We start from the raw sequence: 16357 nt of genomic DNA on the forward strand, positions 1-16357 counted from the left end.
GAGCCCGTAGCCTCAGGCGGTTAGGAGTCGCCGAGCATCGGGCCKAAGCTGGCCCTGTCCGCCAGCCGGGGGTCGTCGCGGTCCGGCACCACCATGACCGGTCCCTTGGCGTGGTGGAGGACGCCGTCAGTTGTGGAGCCCAGTAGCATTCCGGCGAAGCCGCCGCGGCCGCGGGTGCCGAGCACCACKAGTTCCACGTGCCGGCTGGCGTCCACGAGAATGTCAACGGGAGAACCGTCCACGAGCTGGGTCTCGACCTCCAGGCCGGGGAAGTGGCTCCGCACCCAGGCCACGCCGGCGTCGAGCTGGACCTTGATGTCCGCGAATAAGGCATCACGGTCCATCGGGGTGGGCACCCAGGCCAGTGAGCCGGTGTACTGCGGCACGGYGCACACCAGCCGCAKCCGGGCGGAGAGCCGTTCGGCCTGTGCGGCAGCCTCCAGCACCGCGATGCGGGCCTGGTCGGAGCCGTCGACGCCGGCCACCACGACGTTCTCGACAGGCTGGTGGCCCGACTTCGCMCGTTCGGCCAGGACGTGCTTGTCGTCGGTGATTTCACCCAGGCKGTCCGCGCAGATCAGCGGCACGGTGACGGTAGGGCACTTCGCGTGGGCGGGCAGCGCGCTGCTGACGGAGCCGAGCAGCCGGCCAACAAAGCCGCCGCGGCCGCGGGTTCCGAACACCAGAAGTTCCGCGGTTTCGCTGATGTCCAGCAGTACGCCGGACGCGTCGCCGTTCTCCACGGACGCGTCGACGTCGATGTTGTAGCCGGCCACCTTGTCCAGGGCGTGCTTGAGGATGGCTTCGGCGCCTTCGCGGATCACGGAGTCGTCCACGGTGGCGTAGCCGCCGTCGAGCCCGGACGCGGCAAAGATCGGAACCGAATAGGCGGTGACGATGTGCAGCGGGCGACGACGGCGCTCGGCCTCGCGGGCTGCCCACACGAGGGCACAATGGCTGTGGTCCGAGCCGTCCACGCCCACCACGATGCCACGCGGAGGCGCCTGCTCGCCGCCGGTCTCCCCTGCCGGGTCCGGATGCACCTGTTCACGGCCCATAGGGTCCGCCTCCTCGCGATTCTTGCCTGATGTTGCGGCTATTCTGCCAGAAGTACCGGCGCCCGGCGTTCACCGGCGAGGCGGCCCCGAATCTGCGCCCAGGAACCCCTGATTTTCCTCACTATTCCCCCTTAATTTCGAACACACAAGACGGCGGTCCGGACGGGTCCGGCGGCCCTCGGCCGAAGGATTTACGCAGAGTTAACACGCTGTTTCCCGGCCCGGTTTCCMGGGCATTCGGGGCCGGATCCCCGCGACGGCCGGCCCGGAATCCGCGAAAATCCGGGACTTCGGCCAATGTCCTACCTCCCCTATCCATCGGCGCGAATCTTGGGTATCCTTCGAGGCGTTGCTGAACCGAGACCGGCATTACAGAACGCAGCTACGGGGGTTGCTGCGGCCGGAACCAGGTTTCGGTCAGCGTCCGGGGTTTCACCCCGCGACTGGCACCATTTCGAGGAGGAACCCTGCAGTGTCGAGCATGCCTTTGTACGGCGGGATTGAGCGGACTACGGCCGTAGTCATCGGGACGGGTCTCTCCGGGCTGGCTGTGGCCAGCGAGCTCCAGCGCCGCGGCGTCGCGTCCATCATTGTGGACGGCCTGGACCTTCTGGGGTCCGGCCATCCGGCCAACACCTCCTCGCTCCAGCGCTGCGACGCGGCGGATGCCGCGAGCCTGAAGGAGCGCAACGAAATCCTGCGGCACCTGCGCAATTACGCGGCAAGCCACAAGCTCGATGTGCGGAACAACATCCGGGCCCTGCAGCTGGACCACCTTGAGGCCGGGGCCGACGGGGCCCCCACCGAGCAGTGGGCCGTCCAGACCCCCGGCGGTGTCCTCCTGGCCGACCACCTCGTCCTGACCCGCTGCGCCCACAGCCAGCTGCGCCGCATGCTCTCGCAACTCGGCATGGCGGCCGGACAGAACCTCATGACGGCGATGCATGCCCTCGGGATGTACCTCGTGGGGGTCGGCGAGCTCATTACCCCCACGCCCAAGGAGGTCCTGCGCCAGGCCAAGGTGGTGGGGCAAGCGATCTCCGCCAAGGTCTACCCGGATGGCCTCCCCACGCTCCTGCCGGGCGGCTTCGCCCTGGCGGCTCCCGCTTAGCAGCGCGGGGCCAGTTATGGCCTATCAGAGGGCGCCGGATGGGTCATAACTGATCCCGCGTTGCTTTTGGTTCAGCTGTCGGCGTCGCTGCCTGAGTCGTCGGCGGTTTCGCTGTCCGCGTCCGGGGTGAGGCGGCGTTTGGCCATCAGGCCSAGGGCCACCAGGATGCCGACCCCCACCGCGACGAAGCCCATGACGCTCCAGGGAAACGGCTGCGATGCATCCGGCACCGGGGCCGGCGCCTGCGTTGCGCCCGGCTGGGCGGTGCCCATCGTTGGGACTGCGGAAGCCGCCGTCGTGCCCGATGCGGCGGCGGTGGCGGTGAACGTGAAGCTGCCCTCGATCGGGTGGCCGTCGKAGCTGGCCACCCGCCACCGTACGGTGTAGAGCCCTGCAGGGGCGCCGGACTTTAGTTTCTGTGAAGCGACGTTGTCCACGATCTCCACGGAACCGTCCGCCCAGTTGGCGCCCGTGGCGTCGTTGACCAGGATCTCCGAGCCCAGGGCCAGCGGATTGTGGTTGAACGTGACGGAGACCTTGTCCGGAGGGGTGGCCACGGTGGCTCCGGAGGCCGGGCTCGTGGACTCCGCGGTATCGTGCGCCGACGCCGGGCCGACGGCTCCCAGCAGGACGGCCGCAAAGACGACGGCGCCCAGCAGGGCACTCAAAAGGTGTCGGACAGGGCGCATGGGCAGGCTACTCCTAGTGTTGTCTTCCTTACAGACTAGGCGAAAACAAAGGGTTGGCCGCGGGGCTCCCAATAGGATTTAGGCAACACCCATCACTCCCGGAGGACTAATGCTCAAGCAGGGCTCTGCACTCGACCGGTATTTCAAGATTTCCGAGCGGGGGTCGAACTTCTCGCGCGAGATCCGCGGAGGGTTCGCCACGTTCTTCGCCATGAGCTACATCGTGGTGCTAAACCCGCTGATCCTCTCCGGGCCCGACTCGACAGGCACGACGCTCGGCTTCCCAGCGGTCGCCRCAACCACCGCCTTCGTGGCGGGCATCCTCACGATCCTCATGGGCGCGTGGGCCAAGCATCCCTTTGCCCTGGCAACCGGACTCGGCGTCAACGCGTTCGTCGCCGTCACGGTGGCCACCAACCCCGGGCTGTCCTGGCCGGACATGATGGGCCTGGTCATGCTCTCCGGCATCACCATGCTGATCCTGGTCCTCACCGGCTTCCGGACGGCCGTGTTCAAGGCCGTCCCCGACGGGCTCAAGACCGCGATCGTGGTCGGCATCGGCCTCTTCATCGCCCTGATCGGCCTCGTCAACGCGGGCTTCGTGCGCCGCATCCCGGATGTCGCCGGCACCACAGTTCCGGTCGGCCTGGGCTTCGACGGCAAGCTACTGGGCTGGCCCACCTTCGTGTTCGTCTTCGGCCTGATCCTGACCATCGCCCTGGTGGTCCGCAAGGTCAAGGGCGCCATCCTGATCGGCATCGTCGCCTCGACCATCCTGTCCGTGATCCTGGAATCCACCCTGCACATTGGTCCCAGCTTCGACGGCAAGACCCACAACCCGCAGGGCTGGTCCCTCGTGGCGCCCAAGTTCTCCGAGTGGGCCGCCCCGGACCTGTCCCTGATCGGCAAGGCTAACCCGTTCGGCGCCTTTGAGCACCTCGGCTTCGTCGCCGCCACCCTGCTGGCCTTCGTGATCCTGCTCAGCATCTTCTTCGATGCCATGGGCACCATGGTGGGCCTGGCCACCGAGGCCGGCACGATCGACAAGGACGGCAATATCCCCAACGTTGACCGTGTGCTGCAGGTGGACGCCCTCGGCGCGATMATCGGCGGCGGCGCTTCCGTCTCCTCGAACCAGATCTACGTCGAATCCGGCGCCGGCATCGGMGAAGGCGCCCGCACCGGCCTGGCATCCATCGTCACGGGCCTGCTGTTCCTCGTGGCCATGTTCTTCACCCCGCTGATCAACCTCGTGCCATTCGAGGCMGTGGCCCCGGCCCTCGTGATCGTCGGCTTCATGATGGTCTCGCAGGTTGGCAAGATCGACTGGCAGGACTTGGGCATCGCGATCCCGGCGTTCCTGACCTTCACCCTCATGCCGTTCACCTACTCGATCGCCAACGGCCTGGGCGCGGGCTTCATCACCTTCGTGCTGATCCGCCTGTTCCAGGGCCGGGCCCGCGAGGTGCACCCRCTCATGTGGGTTGTGGCTGCCGCGTTCACGCTGTTCTTCGCGATCGGCCCGATCGAGGCGGCCCTCGGMATCCACTAGGGTCCTCCCGCCTTTTCCATGCGCCGAGTTGGCATTTCGAGGCAGTGTTTTTCGAAAACATTGCCGCGAAACGCCTCCCCACCCGCGCCCTCACCTCGCAAGCTCGGTCAGGGAACCCTGCGGGCGTGGGCCCCCTCGGCGCTGCTGTTTGGCTGCCACCGTTTGGCCCGCGCCCGGCGGGGGTTTCCGGGATTCCGGACAGTCCCGGCGCGCAGCGGCTGGTGTTCGGGTGSCGGMTGAGGTGAGCTAGAACCATGGATTCTTCTGCGCTCACTGTTGATGTCCCGCCGCAGCCCTGGACCGGACGGTTCGATGGCGACGGCGCCGAGCACCGGCGCTGGTGGCAGGCCGTGGCCCCCTACACCCCGCCCGCAAACCCGGCCACGGCCTCCTCCCGGACCCGGCCTGCCGTCATCCTCGGCTTCGGCAGCGATGAGGGCGTGCGCCGCAACAAGGGCCGCACCGGCGCMGCGGCCGCTCMCGCCGCCATCAGGGCCGCCCTGGGTCCGCTCGCCTTCCACCTCGACCGGGACGTGCTCGACGCCGGCGACGTCACCGTGCGCGATGAGTCCCTCGAGGCCGGGCAGGCACGCGCCGGGCTGGCCATCTCCCGGCTCATCGATGCCGGGCAGCTTCCGGTCGTTCTGGGCGGTGGCCACGAAACCGCGTTCGCCAGTTACCTCGGTGTCGCCGGATCGTCTGCCGTGCGCGGGGGCCTGAGAGTGGGCGTGCTGAACCTCGATGCCCACTTCGACCTCCGTGACGAGGCCGTGCCCAGTTCCGGGACCCCGTTCCTGCAGATGGCCCGCGCAGAGGCCGCCGCCGGCCGCGAACTGCGCTACGCCGTCGTCGGCATTTCCGAGCCGAACAACACCCGGGCACTGTTCCGGACCGCCGCGGAACTCGGCGTGGACCACCTGCTGGACGAGGACTGCTCGGCGGAGGCTGCCCAGGCGTTTGTGGCGGCGTTCCTGGCGCAGGTGGACGCGCTGTACCTCACGATAGATCTGGACGTGCTGCCGGCCTCGGTGGCCCCCGGGGTGAGCGCCCCGGCCGCTTATGGGGTGCCGCTTCCGGTGATCAGTGCCGTGTGCCGGCAGGTCGCGGCGAGCGGGAAGCTCCTCCACCTGGATGTCGCCGAGCTGAACCCGGAGTTTGATATCGACGCCCGCACCGCGAAGGTGGCCGCCCGGCTGGTCAACACTCTGCTGGGGTAGGCATCAGCCGACAGCCGCCGGCGGGGGCCCGGACGCGAGGGCCTGCCGGAGGAGTGCCTGCGCGGACCAGCGCATCGACGCCATGGCCTGCTCCCGTGAGAGCCCGCCGATGTCCGTCAGCCAGACGAGGGCCTCAATGCCGATCGCGCTGCGCACGGCCAGGGCCAGCGCCCGGATCCCGGGACCTGACAACGTCTCTTGGAGCGGAACGAGCGCTTCCTCGATCCAGGCGATCGCCCGGCCTTGCCGCAGCGGCAGAGCCTGCGCCGGCTCCGCCGGGTCGCGTTCCAGGGACAGCCTGAGCATGGTGCGCTGCTGCGCCTCCGTGTTGACGATCAGCCTGGTGAACTCCAGCACCACGGCGTCCAGCCGCTCCGCGGGATCCTCGGGGGCGTCCGCCGGCAGCAGGGACTGCCGGACCGTTTCCGGGTGGGCCGCGGCGAGGAGCTCGCGCTGGCTTGGAAAGTACCGGTAGGCCGTGCTCCGGGCGACGCCTGCTGCTGCGGCGGTGCCATCAACTGTCGGCGCTTCCCCCGCCGCCACCGCCTCGCGGGCGGCCGCTACCAGAGCCTCGAACGTGCGGCGCTTCTGGCCCGTCCGGCCTGCGTCCTTGTAGGGGGTTGACATGGCATTCATGGTACCCCAGTCTTGTTATGGGACATGAGTCCCATAAATTCCTCAGAAGCGATCCCGAAGAGGCGATCCCATGGAAGCGGTCAGCAGCCAGACAACCATCATCCGGACAAAAGGACAGGGCGAGCGCCGCTGGTTCTTCGGCGGAGGAGTTCACACCTGGAAAGCCAGGGCCGGGGAGACCGGCGGGGCGTTCCTGCTCTTCGAGGACCAGATGGCCGGCGGCAAGATGACACCGCTGCACAGCCACCCCGATTCGGATGAGACGATGTTCATCCTCGCGGGCGAGATCCTCATGCACGTCGACGGCGAGGAGCACCGGATCGGCGCCGGCGGCCTCGCCGTGGCGCCGCGGGGAGTTCCCCACGCATTCATGGTGGTGTCCGACTCCGCACGGATGCTCTGCCTGCACACGCCCGGCTGCTGCGAGGCCTTATACTGGGATGCGAGCACGCCGCTCTCCCCCGACGACTCTGCCGATGGTTMGGCCGACGGTTCAGCCCCTGCGGGCCCCGTGGACTTCAGCAGGGTACAGGAGTCGGCCCGCAGGAACGGCGGCATCGTGCTGTTGGGACCGCCGCCATTTGCGGCGCGCTAGCCACGGCCGGGGGCAGAGCCGGCCGCAGCCGGGCCTGACAGCGTCCGGTCCCGGCCGTGCCGGGGCCGTCGAACGCCCCTCCCGGAACGCCACCCGGAACGCAGAAAGTCCCCGTCCCCTCCCGGGCCGCGCAGTGCGGAGCCGGGGAAGGGCGGGGACTTTCTCGTGCGTGTTAGACGCGGCGCACCTGGACGCCGTCGGACTGCAGGAAGAGCTGCGTCTCGGACGGCCCGGCGGGGACCAGCCAGAGGACGTTGCSGCTCAGTGAGACTTCTTCAACCTCACCGGCTGCAATGACCTGTGCGTGCTTGACGATTTCGACCCGTTCGCCGACCCGGAGGCCGCTCCAGTCGGAAACCGTGGCTGCGGATGCAAGGCGTCTGGACAGTACCGTGCCGCGTGCTTTCATTGAACTTCTACCCCTTTGTATGTGTTCTTTGCCACAACTTCGTTGGTGTGGACTTTCCATTTGTACTACAGTTTCCGGGCCCCCGCTGGCCGTGTCGCCATAGATTTCGGGGGCGCCGGGAATTGTTCAACTGCAGTGCACTTTGTTTCTTCTCAGGCGAGATTTCCGACAGCCGATTCGGCCGCCGCCCGGACCGCGCCCGACGCCACCAGGGCGTCCGCCGCTTCGAGCTCCGGCGACAGGAACCTGTCGGTGCCGGGACCGTCGACGACGTCGCGCAGCGCGGCGATCACGGCGGTGCCCGCGGGGCCCGGCGTCAGTTCGCCGCCGGAGACCTGGGTGCGGATGTCCAGCGCCCGGGCCGAGGTCACGAGTTCGATCGCCAGGACGCGGCGCAGGTTCTCGACGGCGCGGCGGAGCTTGCGAGCCGCGTGCCACCCCATGGAGACGTGGTCCTCCTGCATCGCCGAGCTCGGGATCGAGTCCACCGACGCCGGGACGGCCAGCCGCTTGTTGTCCGACACCAGGCCGGCCTGGGTGTACTGGGCGATCATGAGKCCCGAATCGACGCCGGGATCCGAGGCCAGGAAGGCCGGCAGCCCGTGCGAGCGTGCCGGGTCCAGCATCCGGTCGGTCCGGCGCTCGGCAATGGAGCTCAGGTCCGCGACGGCGATAGCCAGGAAGTCCAGCACGTAGGCCACCGGGGCGCCATGGAAATTGCCGTTGGAGCTAACGCGGCMGTCGGGCAGGACCACCGGRTTGTCGATCGCGGCGGCCAGCTCGCGGGAGGCGACCAGGGCTGCGTGGTCAACCGTGTCGCGGACGGCGCCGGCCACCTGGGGTGCGCAGCGCAGCGAGTAGGCGTCCTGGACCTTGGTGTCGTTGATCCGGTGCGAGGCCACGATCGGCGAGTCGGACAGAACCCGGAGCATGTTGTCCGCGGAGGCGGCCTGGCCCGGGTGCGGCCGGAGTGCGGCGTGCAGCTCGGGCAGGAACACCTGGTCCGTGCCGAGCAGCGCCTCGACGCTGAGCGCGGCGGTGATGTCCGCCGTCGTGAGCAGCTGGCGGATGTCCGCGATGGCCATCAGCAGCATGCCCAGCATGCCCTCGGTACCGTTGACGAGCGCCAKGCCCTCCTTCTCGGCCAAGGTGACGGGTTCAATGCCGTGGGCGGCGAGGAGCTCGGCGACGGGGCGCGCGCCCTTGGCGCCGTACAGCTCGCCATCGGGRCCCATCGCTTCGCCTTCGCCCATGAGGACCAGGGCGCAGTGGGACAGCGGCGCKAGGTCGCCGGAGCAGCCGAGCGAGCCGAATTCGCGGACCACCGGGGTGATGCCGGCGTTCAGGACATCCACCATGGTCTGCAGGACCACGGGGCGGACGCCGGTGCGGCCGGAGGCGAGGGTCTTGGCACGCAGGAACATGATGCCGCGGACCACTTCGCGTTCCACGGCCGGGCCCATGCCGGCGGCGTGGCTGCGGATCAGCGACTTCTGCAGCTGGGTGCGCAGCTCGTTGGGGATGTGCCGGTTGGCCAGGGCGCCGAAGCCGGTGGAGATGCCGTACGCCGGGACCTTGCTGTGGGCGAGGTCGTCGATGTGGGCGCGGACCTTGGCGACGGTGTCCAGGGCTTCCTGGGCGATGGTCACCTTGGCGTCATGGCGGKCGACGGCGACGACGTCCTCGGGCGTGACGCCGCTGGAGCCGAGGGTGACGGTGAGCGGTTCGTGCGTTGTGAGAGTCATTGAAATCTACCTAGGTCTAAGTGTTGGTCCGGCGTCCTCGTCGATTGCTCCGTTGTGGCCCTTTTCAAGGCTCAAAACGGCGTTTACGGAGCAATCGACGAGGTTTTCGCGAGTTTGGTTAGCGGGACTCTGACATGGGGATGCGGACGCCGCGTTCCTTGGCGACCTMGAGGGCGCGGTCGTAGCCGGCGTCGGCGTGGCGGATGACGCCCATACCGGGGTCGTTGGTGAGGAGGCGCGCGAGCTTTTCCGCGGCGAGGTCGGTGCCGTCGGCGACGGAGACCTGACCGGCGTGGATGGAGCGGCCGATGCCGACGCCGCCGCCGTGGTGGATGGAGACCCAGGTGGCGCCGGAGGCGGTGTTGAGCAGCGCGTTGAGCAGCGGCCAGTCGGCGATCGCGTCGGAGCCGTCGGCCATGGCCTCGGTTTCGCGGTACGGGGACGCGACGGAGCCGGAGTCGAGGTGGTCGCGGCCGATCACGATGGGCGCCTTGACCTTGCCTTCCTTGACGAGCTGGTTGAACAGCAGGCCGGCCTTGGCGCGTTCGCCGTAGCCGAGCCAGCAGATGCGGGCCGGGAGGCCTTCGAATTCGACGCGCTCACCGGCGGCGTCGATCCAGCGGTGCAGGTGCTTGTTCTCGGGGAAGAGCTCCTTGATGGCCTTGTCCGTGACCGCGATGTCCTCGGGGTCACCGGAAAGGGCAACCCAGCGGAACGGGCCGAGGCCCTCGCAGAACAGCGGGCGGATGTAGGCCGGGACGAAGCCGGGGAACTCAAACGCGCGGTTGTAGCCGCCCTTGCGGGCCTCGTCGCGGATGGAGTTGCCGTAGTCGAAGACCTCGGCGCCGGCATCCTGGAACTCGACCATGGCCTGGACGTGCTTGGCCATGGAAGCCTGGGCCTTCTTTGTGAAACCTTCCGGGTCCGCCGCGGCCTCGCGGTGCCATTCCTCGACCGTGATGCCCTCGGGCAGGTAGCTCAGGGGATCGTGTGCGGAGGTCTGGTCCGTGACGATGTCCACGGTGAGCTCGCCGGCGTTGTGGCGGCGCAGGATCTCCGGGAAGACCGCGGCGGCGTTGCCGACGTAGCCCACGGACCAGCCGCGGCGCTCTTCCTTGGCCTTGAGGACCTTGGCGATGGCGGCGTCGAGGTCGGTCTCCACCTMGTCGAGGTAGCGCTTGCCGACGCGGCGGCGCAGCCGGGTCTCGTCGACGTCGACAATCAGGCAGGCGCCGTCGTTCAGGGTGACGGCGAGCGGCTGGGCGCCGCCCATGCCGCCGCAKCCGCCGGTGAGCGTCAGGGTGCCGGCGAGGGTGCCGTTCTCGTCGCCCGTGAGCTTGYGGGCGATCGCCGCGAAGGTCTCGAAGGTGCCCTGCAGGATGCCCTGGGTGCCGATGTAGATCCAGGACCCGGCGGTCATCTGGCCGTACATCATCAGGCCCTCGGCCTCGAGCCGGCGGAATTCGGGCCAGGTGGCCCAGTCGCCGACGAGGTTGGAGTTGGCCAGCAGGACGCGCGGCGCCCACTCGTTGGTGCGGAAGACGCCGACCGGCTTGCCAGACTGGACCAGGAGGGTCTCGTCCTTTTCCATGGTCTCCAGGGTGCGGGTKATGGCGTCGAACGCGGCCCAGCTGCGGACGGCGCGTCCGGTGCCGCCGTAGACCACGAGGTCATCGGGGCGCTCGGCGACCTCGGGGTCGAGGTTGTTCATGAGCATGCGCAGCGGGGCTTCCGTCTGCCAGCTCTTGGCGGTGAGCTCGGTGCCGCGGGCTGCTTTGACCGGGCGGGCACCGGTGGTGAAATCGGCGGGTGCCATGAGGGGCTCCTTTGTTTCGTGGTGGTGTCTGTGCTGAAGGTGTGTGCTGAAAGGTGCTGCTGAATGAATCAGAGGGAAAGAGGTTCTGTATCAACTAAAGCCTGTTCGCGGCCTCGTAAATAGGGCCTGCGGGCGGGTGCTGTCCGGGATTCCAGACGCCCCCGATGTTCCCAGCTGCCGCAATCCCCTCCCCCCGTTGCTCTATCAGTTATGGCGCCTAAAACGCCGGATAACGGCCATAACTGATAGGGCAACGGGGGTTGCTGGGGCAGCGGGGGTTGTTGGGGCGGCGGGTCAGGCGGGGCGGCCGTGGATCCGGATCGAGAGTTCGTCGGCGACCTTCTGGATCCGGGCGGCCAGGGCCGGCCACTGGTCTGCGGGCAGCTTGTCCTCGAGGAAGGTCACGGCGACGGCGGCGGTCGGCCACCCGACGTGGTCCGTCACGGCGGCGGCGATCGAACCGAAGCCCGGCGTCACCTCACCGTGTTCGGTGGCGTAGCCGCGCTGCCGGACCTGGTCCAGATGCGAGGACAGCGCAGAGTACTTCATGATGGGCKACTCGGTTTCGTGCCGGGCCGTGAACGCGGCGGCGTTCGGGTACAGCGCCCGCACCTGGGACTTCGGCAGCGCGGCAAGAATCGCGCGGCCGCTCGCGGTGAGGTGGCTGGGCAGCCGGACCCCGACGTCGGTCACGAGGKACGGGCGGTTTTTGGCCCGCTCTTCCACGATGTAGAGCACGTCGCGGCCGTGCAGCACGGCCAGGTGGGCGCTTTCGCCGATCACATCCACGAGCGAGGCAAGCATGGGCCGGCCCAGCCGGGACAGCGGCTCCTGTCGGGAATAGGCCGAACTGAGCTCGAACGCGCTGATGCCCAGGCCGTAGCGCTGCTCCTCGTGGAGGTGCAGCACAAACCCGTTCGCCTCCATCACGCCGAGCAGGTGGTAGACGCTGGAGCGCGGCAAGCCCAAMGCGGTGGCAATGTTCGACGCCGCCATCGGCCCGCGCCTGGAGGCCAGCAGCTTGAGGATGCGCAGCGTGTTTTCCGCCGCCGGCACCTTCGACGCCACTTTTCCCGCGGCGACCCGGCGGACGGGCTTGGGCGCAGGCACGCCAGGAGCCTCGGGGGCGATCACAGGCGCGGCCTCAGGAGCGGCCCCGAGGGTGCTCGCGGTGCCGCCCGCGGCGCTGCTTGCGGGGCCGGCCGTGGCGGCCGGGGCATTTCCGGGCGCCACGGAAGCGGGCAGATGGTTCAGGGTAGGGCTGGTGGCTGGCATGGATCCTCTTCGAAAAACAGGTGGTGTCCGGTATCCCGTACTTAAGCATGCGCCCGGCGGGGCAGGTTCGCMAGACCGTCAGCAGTACGCCATGTCTGGAATACCGGACAATCCCACGTTTGATGCAGCCGTCCGCCGGAACCGCCCCGCAACGCTGCCCCGCMTACACCGCCGAAGGACTACGATCTGGAGCATGAAGCAGACGTGGGAGCCGGCCCAGGACGGCGTCCTGGTTCTTCCTTCCGGCCGGAGCATCCGCGGCCGCGGTCTGCACTATCCGCTGCCCGCCGGCCCGCTTCCGGATTTCGGCCTGTACTTGCTGGGGCAACAGCCGCCCCCGGTGGAATGGGATTCCAGATGGCTCCTCTGGCCGGACCTGCGGCTGCCCGCGGACCGGACGGACGCGCTCGATGCGTTTCGGGAAGCCTGGCGCCGGGCCGCAACCGAACGGGTTGAAGTGGCCTGCTGGCGCGGCATCGGCCGGACGGGTACCGCACTGGCGTGCATCGCCATCATCGACGGCGTCCCGCCCGGCCAGGCGGTGTCCTACGTCCGCCGCCAGTACCGGCGCCTGACGGTGGAAACGCCGTGGCAGCGCCTGTACGTGGCCCGCTTCCGCGGGGACGCACCGTAGGCCGCACTCAAAAAGCAAAGACGGTCACACGGTGACGACGGCCTTCCCGCGGACCTGGCCGTCGCGCAGGTCCCGGATTGCGGCCGGCGCGTCGGCCAGGGCATAGATCTTGCMGACCACCGGCGTTACTGCGCCGGCCTCGATCAGTMCGGTCAGGAACCGGAGGTCCTCAGCGCGCTCTGCCGACATGACGCCCTTGAGTTGCTGGCCGACGAATACGGAGAGCAGTGCCGCACGGAGGGACCGTTCAAATCCGCCCGTGAGCCGCCCGCCGCCTTCCCCGCCGACGATGGCGAGCGTGCCCTTGGGTTTGAGGGCCCGCCGGAGGACGGCGAGCCGGCGGTTGCCGGCGGTATCAACAATGAGGTCGAACTGCCTGGCCCCGTCCGCGAAGTCGTCGTGCGTGTAGTCGATGACATGGTCCGCGCCGATCGACCGGACCAGATCGGTCTTCGCGGTGCTGCACACCCCTGTCACCTCCGCCCCGAACGCCTTGGCGAGTTGCACCGCGTACGCGCCGACGCCGCCGGCTGCGCCGATGACGAGGACGTCCTGCCCGGGCAGGACCTTGCCGGTGTCCCGGAGCGCCTGAAGGGCCGTGACGGCGGAGATGGGAACGGCGGCGGCCTGCTCGAAACTGAGGTTCTTCGGCTTCAGCGCAAGACGGCTTTCCTTCGCGCACACGTATTCGGCGAAGGATCCCTCGCACGTGCCATACACCTCGTCGCCGGGCCTGAAGCCAACCACATTCCGGCCGACGGCCTCCACCCGGCCCGCGACGGCCCGGCCCCGGATGCGCGTCTTGGGTTTCGTCAGCCCGTAGCCTGCAAYCCGGGTCAGGTACGGCAGGCCGGCCATGAGGTGCCAGACGCYCTGGTCGACGCCGGCGGCCCGGACCCGGATCAGCACGTCGTCGTCGCCGGGGACGGGATCGTCGACGTCGCGCAGTTCCAGCACCTCAACGGAACCGTAGGTGTCCTGAATGATCGCTTTCATGGTGCTTCTCCTTCAGAGTCGGGGTACTGGAAGACGTCGTCGAGCGGAACGTTGAGAACATGGGCGATCTGGAATGCCAGCTCCAGCGAGGGCGAGTAGCGGCCCTGTTCGATCGCGATGACCGTCTGCCGGGTCACGCCGACGCGTTCGGCGAGTTCCGCCTGGGTCAGTTCGCCGTTTTCGAACCGCAGGCGCCGGATGGAKTTCGTGACCCTGGTCGGTTTCACCACGTCTGGAAGCCCCGCCGGTAGGCCACGATCTTCGCCACGGAGGCCAGGATCGCCGAGGCCACGAAGGCCAKATAGATGGCGTTGGCGATCCAGAACTGATTCACCTCGGCCATGGCCATGATGAGCGCCRCCACCGCCCCGATGACCACAAAGGACTGGCCGATATGCTCGCCGAAGCGGTAGATCTCCCTGTCCCGCTGGTCCTTCATGCCGGCGCCCTTGGCGGACAGGCCACGGATGAGAATGTGGAGGACGATCGACAGGACGATCGAGCTGCCGACCGTCCAGAGCAGCGCCGCCACGTACGGCACGTCCGTGAGCGGCATGCTMCGGGCCAACCCGAGGACTGCCGCCAGATACACGGCATAGGCTCCGGCCGCCAGCACCCCCACGATCCAGGCACTCTTTTCTTCGAAGGACATGTGCCGCTCCCGCGCGATKAACCGAATGTAAAACAAACCTGACATGGCAAAAGTAAAGAAAACCTAACATGATGTCAAGAGTTTTCGACTTTCCCTTGGGTGGCCCGCGCGGAATTTCCCCACCTTTGCCGCCACGACGCCGGGACGCGCCGGCGTCACGGGGCCACACGCCGTCGCGCCCCGGCAAAGGTGGGGAAACCCTGGCGCGGCCCGCCGCATAGTCTGAAATCAAAGACACTAAGTCCCCGTGAGACTCATCACAGCACTGCCGGACATGGTCTGCTGGATAGCGATCCCCCTCCCAATGACGAGAAGGTATTCGCATGCAACAAGCCCAAACCGCCACCAAGCCGGCACCTGCCGAGGCAGGCACCGGCGGCGCCGCCACCGCCGTCGGCGCCGCCGTCGATTCCGTACTCAGCAGGGGGCTGAACGTCCGCCACATCCGCTTCATGGCGCTGGGCTCGGCGATCGGCACGGGGCTGTTCTACGGCTCCGCCTCCGCCATCCAGAAGGCCGGCCCCGCCGTCCTGTTGGCGTACATGATCGGCGGCGCCGCGGTCTTCATGGTGATGCGCGCTCTGGGTGAAATGGCGGTGCGGCATCCGGTGTCCGGGTCCTTCGGCCAGTACGCGAGCCGCTACCTGGGCCCGCTCGCCGGGTTCGTGACCGGCTGGACCTACGTCTTCGAGATGGCAATTGTCGCCATCGCGGATGTCACGGCCTTCAGCATCTACATGGGATTCTGGTTCCCCGGCGTGGAACGCTGGGTCTGGGTCCTGGCCATCATCTTCTTCCTGGCGGCCCTGAACCTGCTCAGCGTCAAGGTCTTCGGCGAGCTGGAGTTCTGGTTCTCCMTGATCAAGGTGGCGGCCATCATCGCCATGATCGCCGGCGGCGCCGCGATCATCGTCTTCGGCTTCCAGACCGGCGGCGCCACCGTGGCGCCCGGGCTCGGCAACCTCGTTGATCACGGGGGCCTGTTCCCGAACGGGTTCGAAGGGCTCCTGGCCTCCTTCGCGGTAGTGATGTTCGCGTTTGGCGGGGTGGAAACCCTGGGCATCACCGCCGGTGAAGCCGCCGACCCGAAAAAGGTCATCCCCAAGGCCGTCAACACCGTCCCCGTGCGCGTCCTGCTGTTCTACGTGCTGACCCTCGGGGTGCTGATGAGCCTGTTCCCCTGKGACGAGATCGGCAGCAACGGCAGTCCCTTCGTGCAGATCTTCAGCAGCCTGGGCATTCCGGCGGCGCCTCACATTCTCAACGCCGTGGTGATCACGGCGGCGCTCTCGGCCGTCAACAGCGACATCTTCGGCGCCGGCCGGATCCTCTTCGGCCTGGCCCGGCAGGGCCACGCCCCGGCGAGCTTCGGCAAGGTCTCCCGCCACGGGGTGCCGTGGATGACCGTGGTGATGATGACGGGCATCCTGCTGGTGGGGGTCGTCCTGAACGCCGTGATCCCGGAGGATGTGTTCCTGATCATCGCCTCGATCGCGACCTTCGCGACCGTCTGGGTCTGGGCCATGATCCTGGCCTCCCATGTCGCCATGAAACGCGAGATCGCCCGCAAGGGACTGCCGGCGTCGGAGTTCCCGTCGCCCTGGTGGCCMGCCGCATCCGTACTGACCATCGCCTTCATGGCCCTCGTGATCGTGATCCTGGGCGCCTTCGAGGACACCCGGGTGGCGCTGTACGTCGGCGCCGTCTGGCTCGGCCTCCTGGTGCTCGCCTACCGGCTCTGGGTCCGCGGCCACGGCCGGGCCCGGGCCGAACTCACCGACGAAACGGCCCAGCTCCAGCAGGTTCCTGCGGGGCGGTAGTCATGCCCGTTACATTTATTGGGTTCCCGACCGTCGGGGACATGGTCGCTGGACCCGGTATGACTTTCCTGCCCTGTCACTGATGATCCGGGGGGTGTTGTCGCCGGGTCCGGAGGCACTTGTTGACCGCTGATAGGGACAAGGCCGGACCA

16 protein-coding genes are annotated in these 16357 nt (G+C 68.2%); 6 read left to right on the forward strand and 10 right to left on the reverse strand.

Going from position 1 to position 16357, the window contains the following annotated elements:
• Nucleotides 1–20: 20 nt before the first annotated feature.
• Nucleotides 21–1058: a universal stress protein gene (locus AC1DBQ_RS01970; protein ID WP_476926890.1), complete on the reverse strand. Its 1038-nt coding sequence runs from the start codon at nucleotides 1056–1058 to the stop codon at nucleotides 21–23.
• 481 nt (nucleotides 1059–1539) lie between these two features.
• Between AC1DBQ_RS01970 and AC1DBQ_RS01975 the strand changes: the two genes are divergently transcribed.
• Complete coding sequence (locus tag AC1DBQ_RS01975; protein WP_456509090.1) at nucleotides 1540–2169, forward strand: NAD(P)/FAD-dependent oxidoreductase; 630 nt, start codon at nucleotides 1540–1542, stop codon at nucleotides 2167–2169.
• Between the two features lie 71 nt (nucleotides 2170–2240).
• Here the strand turns inward: AC1DBQ_RS01975 and AC1DBQ_RS01980 are convergent, their stop codons facing one another.
• A complete protein-coding gene (locus AC1DBQ_RS01980) occupies nucleotides 2241–2858 on the reverse strand; it encodes a copper resistance CopC family protein (RefSeq protein WP_476926891.1) in 618 nt (205 codons plus the stop codon).
• Between the two features lie 109 nt (nucleotides 2859–2967).
• Here AC1DBQ_RS01980 and AC1DBQ_RS01985 point away from each other — a divergent pair, with 109 nt between their 5' ends.
• Together AC1DBQ_RS01985 and hutG are read left to right on the forward strand one after the other, a co-directional pair.
• Nucleotides 2968–4410, forward strand: coding sequence for an NCS2 family permease (locus tag AC1DBQ_RS01985; RefSeq protein WP_476926892.1), 1443 nt, complete (start codon nucleotides 2968–2970; stop codon nucleotides 4408–4410).
• 254 nt (nucleotides 4411–4664) lie between these two features.
• Nucleotides 4665–5627, forward strand: coding sequence for a formimidoylglutamase (hutG, locus tag AC1DBQ_RS01990; protein WP_476926893.1), 963 nt, complete (start codon nucleotides 4665–4667; stop codon nucleotides 5625–5627).
• A 3-nt stretch (nucleotides 5628–5630) separates the two neighbouring features.
• Here the strand turns inward: hutG and AC1DBQ_RS01995 are convergent, their stop codons facing one another.
• Nucleotides 5631–6254 carry a TetR/AcrR family transcriptional regulator gene (locus AC1DBQ_RS01995; protein ID WP_476926894.1) on the reverse strand — a complete coding sequence of 208 codons (624 nt, stop codon included), beginning with the start codon at nucleotides 6252–6254 and terminating at the stop codon, nucleotides 5631–5633.
• A 79-nt stretch (nucleotides 6255–6333) separates the two neighbouring features.
• Here AC1DBQ_RS01995 and AC1DBQ_RS02000 point away from each other — a divergent pair, with 79 nt between their 5' ends.
• Nucleotides 6334–6858 carry a cupin domain-containing protein gene (locus AC1DBQ_RS02000; protein ID WP_476926895.1) on the forward strand — a complete coding sequence of 175 codons (525 nt, stop codon included), beginning with the start codon at nucleotides 6334–6336 and terminating at the stop codon, nucleotides 6856–6858.
• A 172-nt stretch (nucleotides 6859–7030) separates the two neighbouring features.
• On the opposite strand, the gene AC1DBQ_RS02005 is transcribed toward AC1DBQ_RS02000, so the two are convergent.
• The 4 genes from AC1DBQ_RS02005 to AC1DBQ_RS02020 all read right to left on the reverse strand — a co-directional run bounded on the left by AC1DBQ_RS02005 (nucleotide 7031) and on the right by AC1DBQ_RS02020 (nucleotide 12103).
• Nucleotides 7031–7267, reverse strand: coding sequence for a hypothetical protein (locus tag AC1DBQ_RS02005; RefSeq protein WP_476926896.1), 237 nt, complete (start codon nucleotides 7265–7267; stop codon nucleotides 7031–7033).
• Between the two features lie 152 nt (nucleotides 7268–7419).
• Nucleotides 7420–9012, reverse strand: coding sequence for a histidine ammonia-lyase (gene hutH / locus AC1DBQ_RS02010; protein ID WP_476926897.1), 1593 nt, complete (start codon nucleotides 9010–9012; stop codon nucleotides 7420–7422).
• A gap of 118 nt (nucleotides 9013–9130) precedes the next feature.
• Nucleotides 9131–10828, reverse strand: a complete 1698-nt coding sequence (gene hutU, locus AC1DBQ_RS02015; protein WP_476926898.1) for a urocanate hydratase — start codon at nucleotides 10826–10828, stop codon at nucleotides 9131–9133.
• A 294-nt stretch (nucleotides 10829–11122) separates the two neighbouring features.
• The gene (locus AC1DBQ_RS02020; protein WP_476926899.1) at nucleotides 11123–12103 is read right to left on the reverse strand and encodes an IclR family transcriptional regulator; all 981 of its coding nucleotides are present in this window, start codon (nucleotides 12101–12103) and stop codon (nucleotides 11123–11125) included.
• A gap of 193 nt (nucleotides 12104–12296) precedes the next feature.
• On the opposite strand from AC1DBQ_RS02020, the gene AC1DBQ_RS02025 reads away from it, so the two are divergent.
• Complete coding sequence (locus tag AC1DBQ_RS02025; protein ID WP_476926900.1) at nucleotides 12297–12737, forward strand: protein-tyrosine phosphatase family protein; 441 nt, start codon at nucleotides 12297–12299, stop codon at nucleotides 12735–12737.
• A gap of 24 nt (nucleotides 12738–12761) precedes the next feature.
• Here AC1DBQ_RS02025 and AC1DBQ_RS02030 read toward each other — a convergent pair whose 3' ends face one another.
• Genes AC1DBQ_RS02030 through AC1DBQ_RS02040 form a run of 3 tightly spaced genes read right to left on the reverse strand, consistent with a single transcriptional unit; the run spans nucleotide 12762 to nucleotide 14385 of the window.
• On the reverse strand, nucleotides 12762–13733 hold the full coding sequence (locus AC1DBQ_RS02030; protein WP_476926901.1) for an NAD(P)-dependent alcohol dehydrogenase: 972 nt from the start codon (nucleotides 13731–13733) through the stop codon (nucleotides 12762–12764).
• A complete protein-coding gene (locus AC1DBQ_RS02035; protein ID WP_476926902.1) occupies nucleotides 13730–13963 on the reverse strand; it encodes a helix-turn-helix transcriptional regulator in 234 nt (77 codons plus the stop codon). Before AC1DBQ_RS02035 ends, AC1DBQ_RS02030 begins: the two co-directional genes overlap by 4 nt.
• A complete protein-coding gene (locus AC1DBQ_RS02040; RefSeq protein WP_476926903.1) occupies nucleotides 13957–14385 on the reverse strand; it encodes a hypothetical protein in 429 nt (142 codons plus the stop codon). Before AC1DBQ_RS02040 ends, AC1DBQ_RS02035 begins: the two co-directional genes overlap by 7 nt.
• A gap of 323 nt (nucleotides 14386–14708) precedes the next feature.
• On the opposite strand from AC1DBQ_RS02040, the gene AC1DBQ_RS02045 reads away from it, so the two are divergent.
• Nucleotides 14709–16205 carry an amino acid permease gene (locus AC1DBQ_RS02045; protein WP_476926904.1) on the forward strand — a complete coding sequence of 499 codons (1497 nt, stop codon included), beginning with the start codon at nucleotides 14709–14711 and terminating at the stop codon, nucleotides 16203–16205.
• Nucleotides 16206–16357 lie beyond the last annotated feature (152 nt).

The organism is Arthrobacter sp. 10T413_2 (assembly GCF_056394205.1).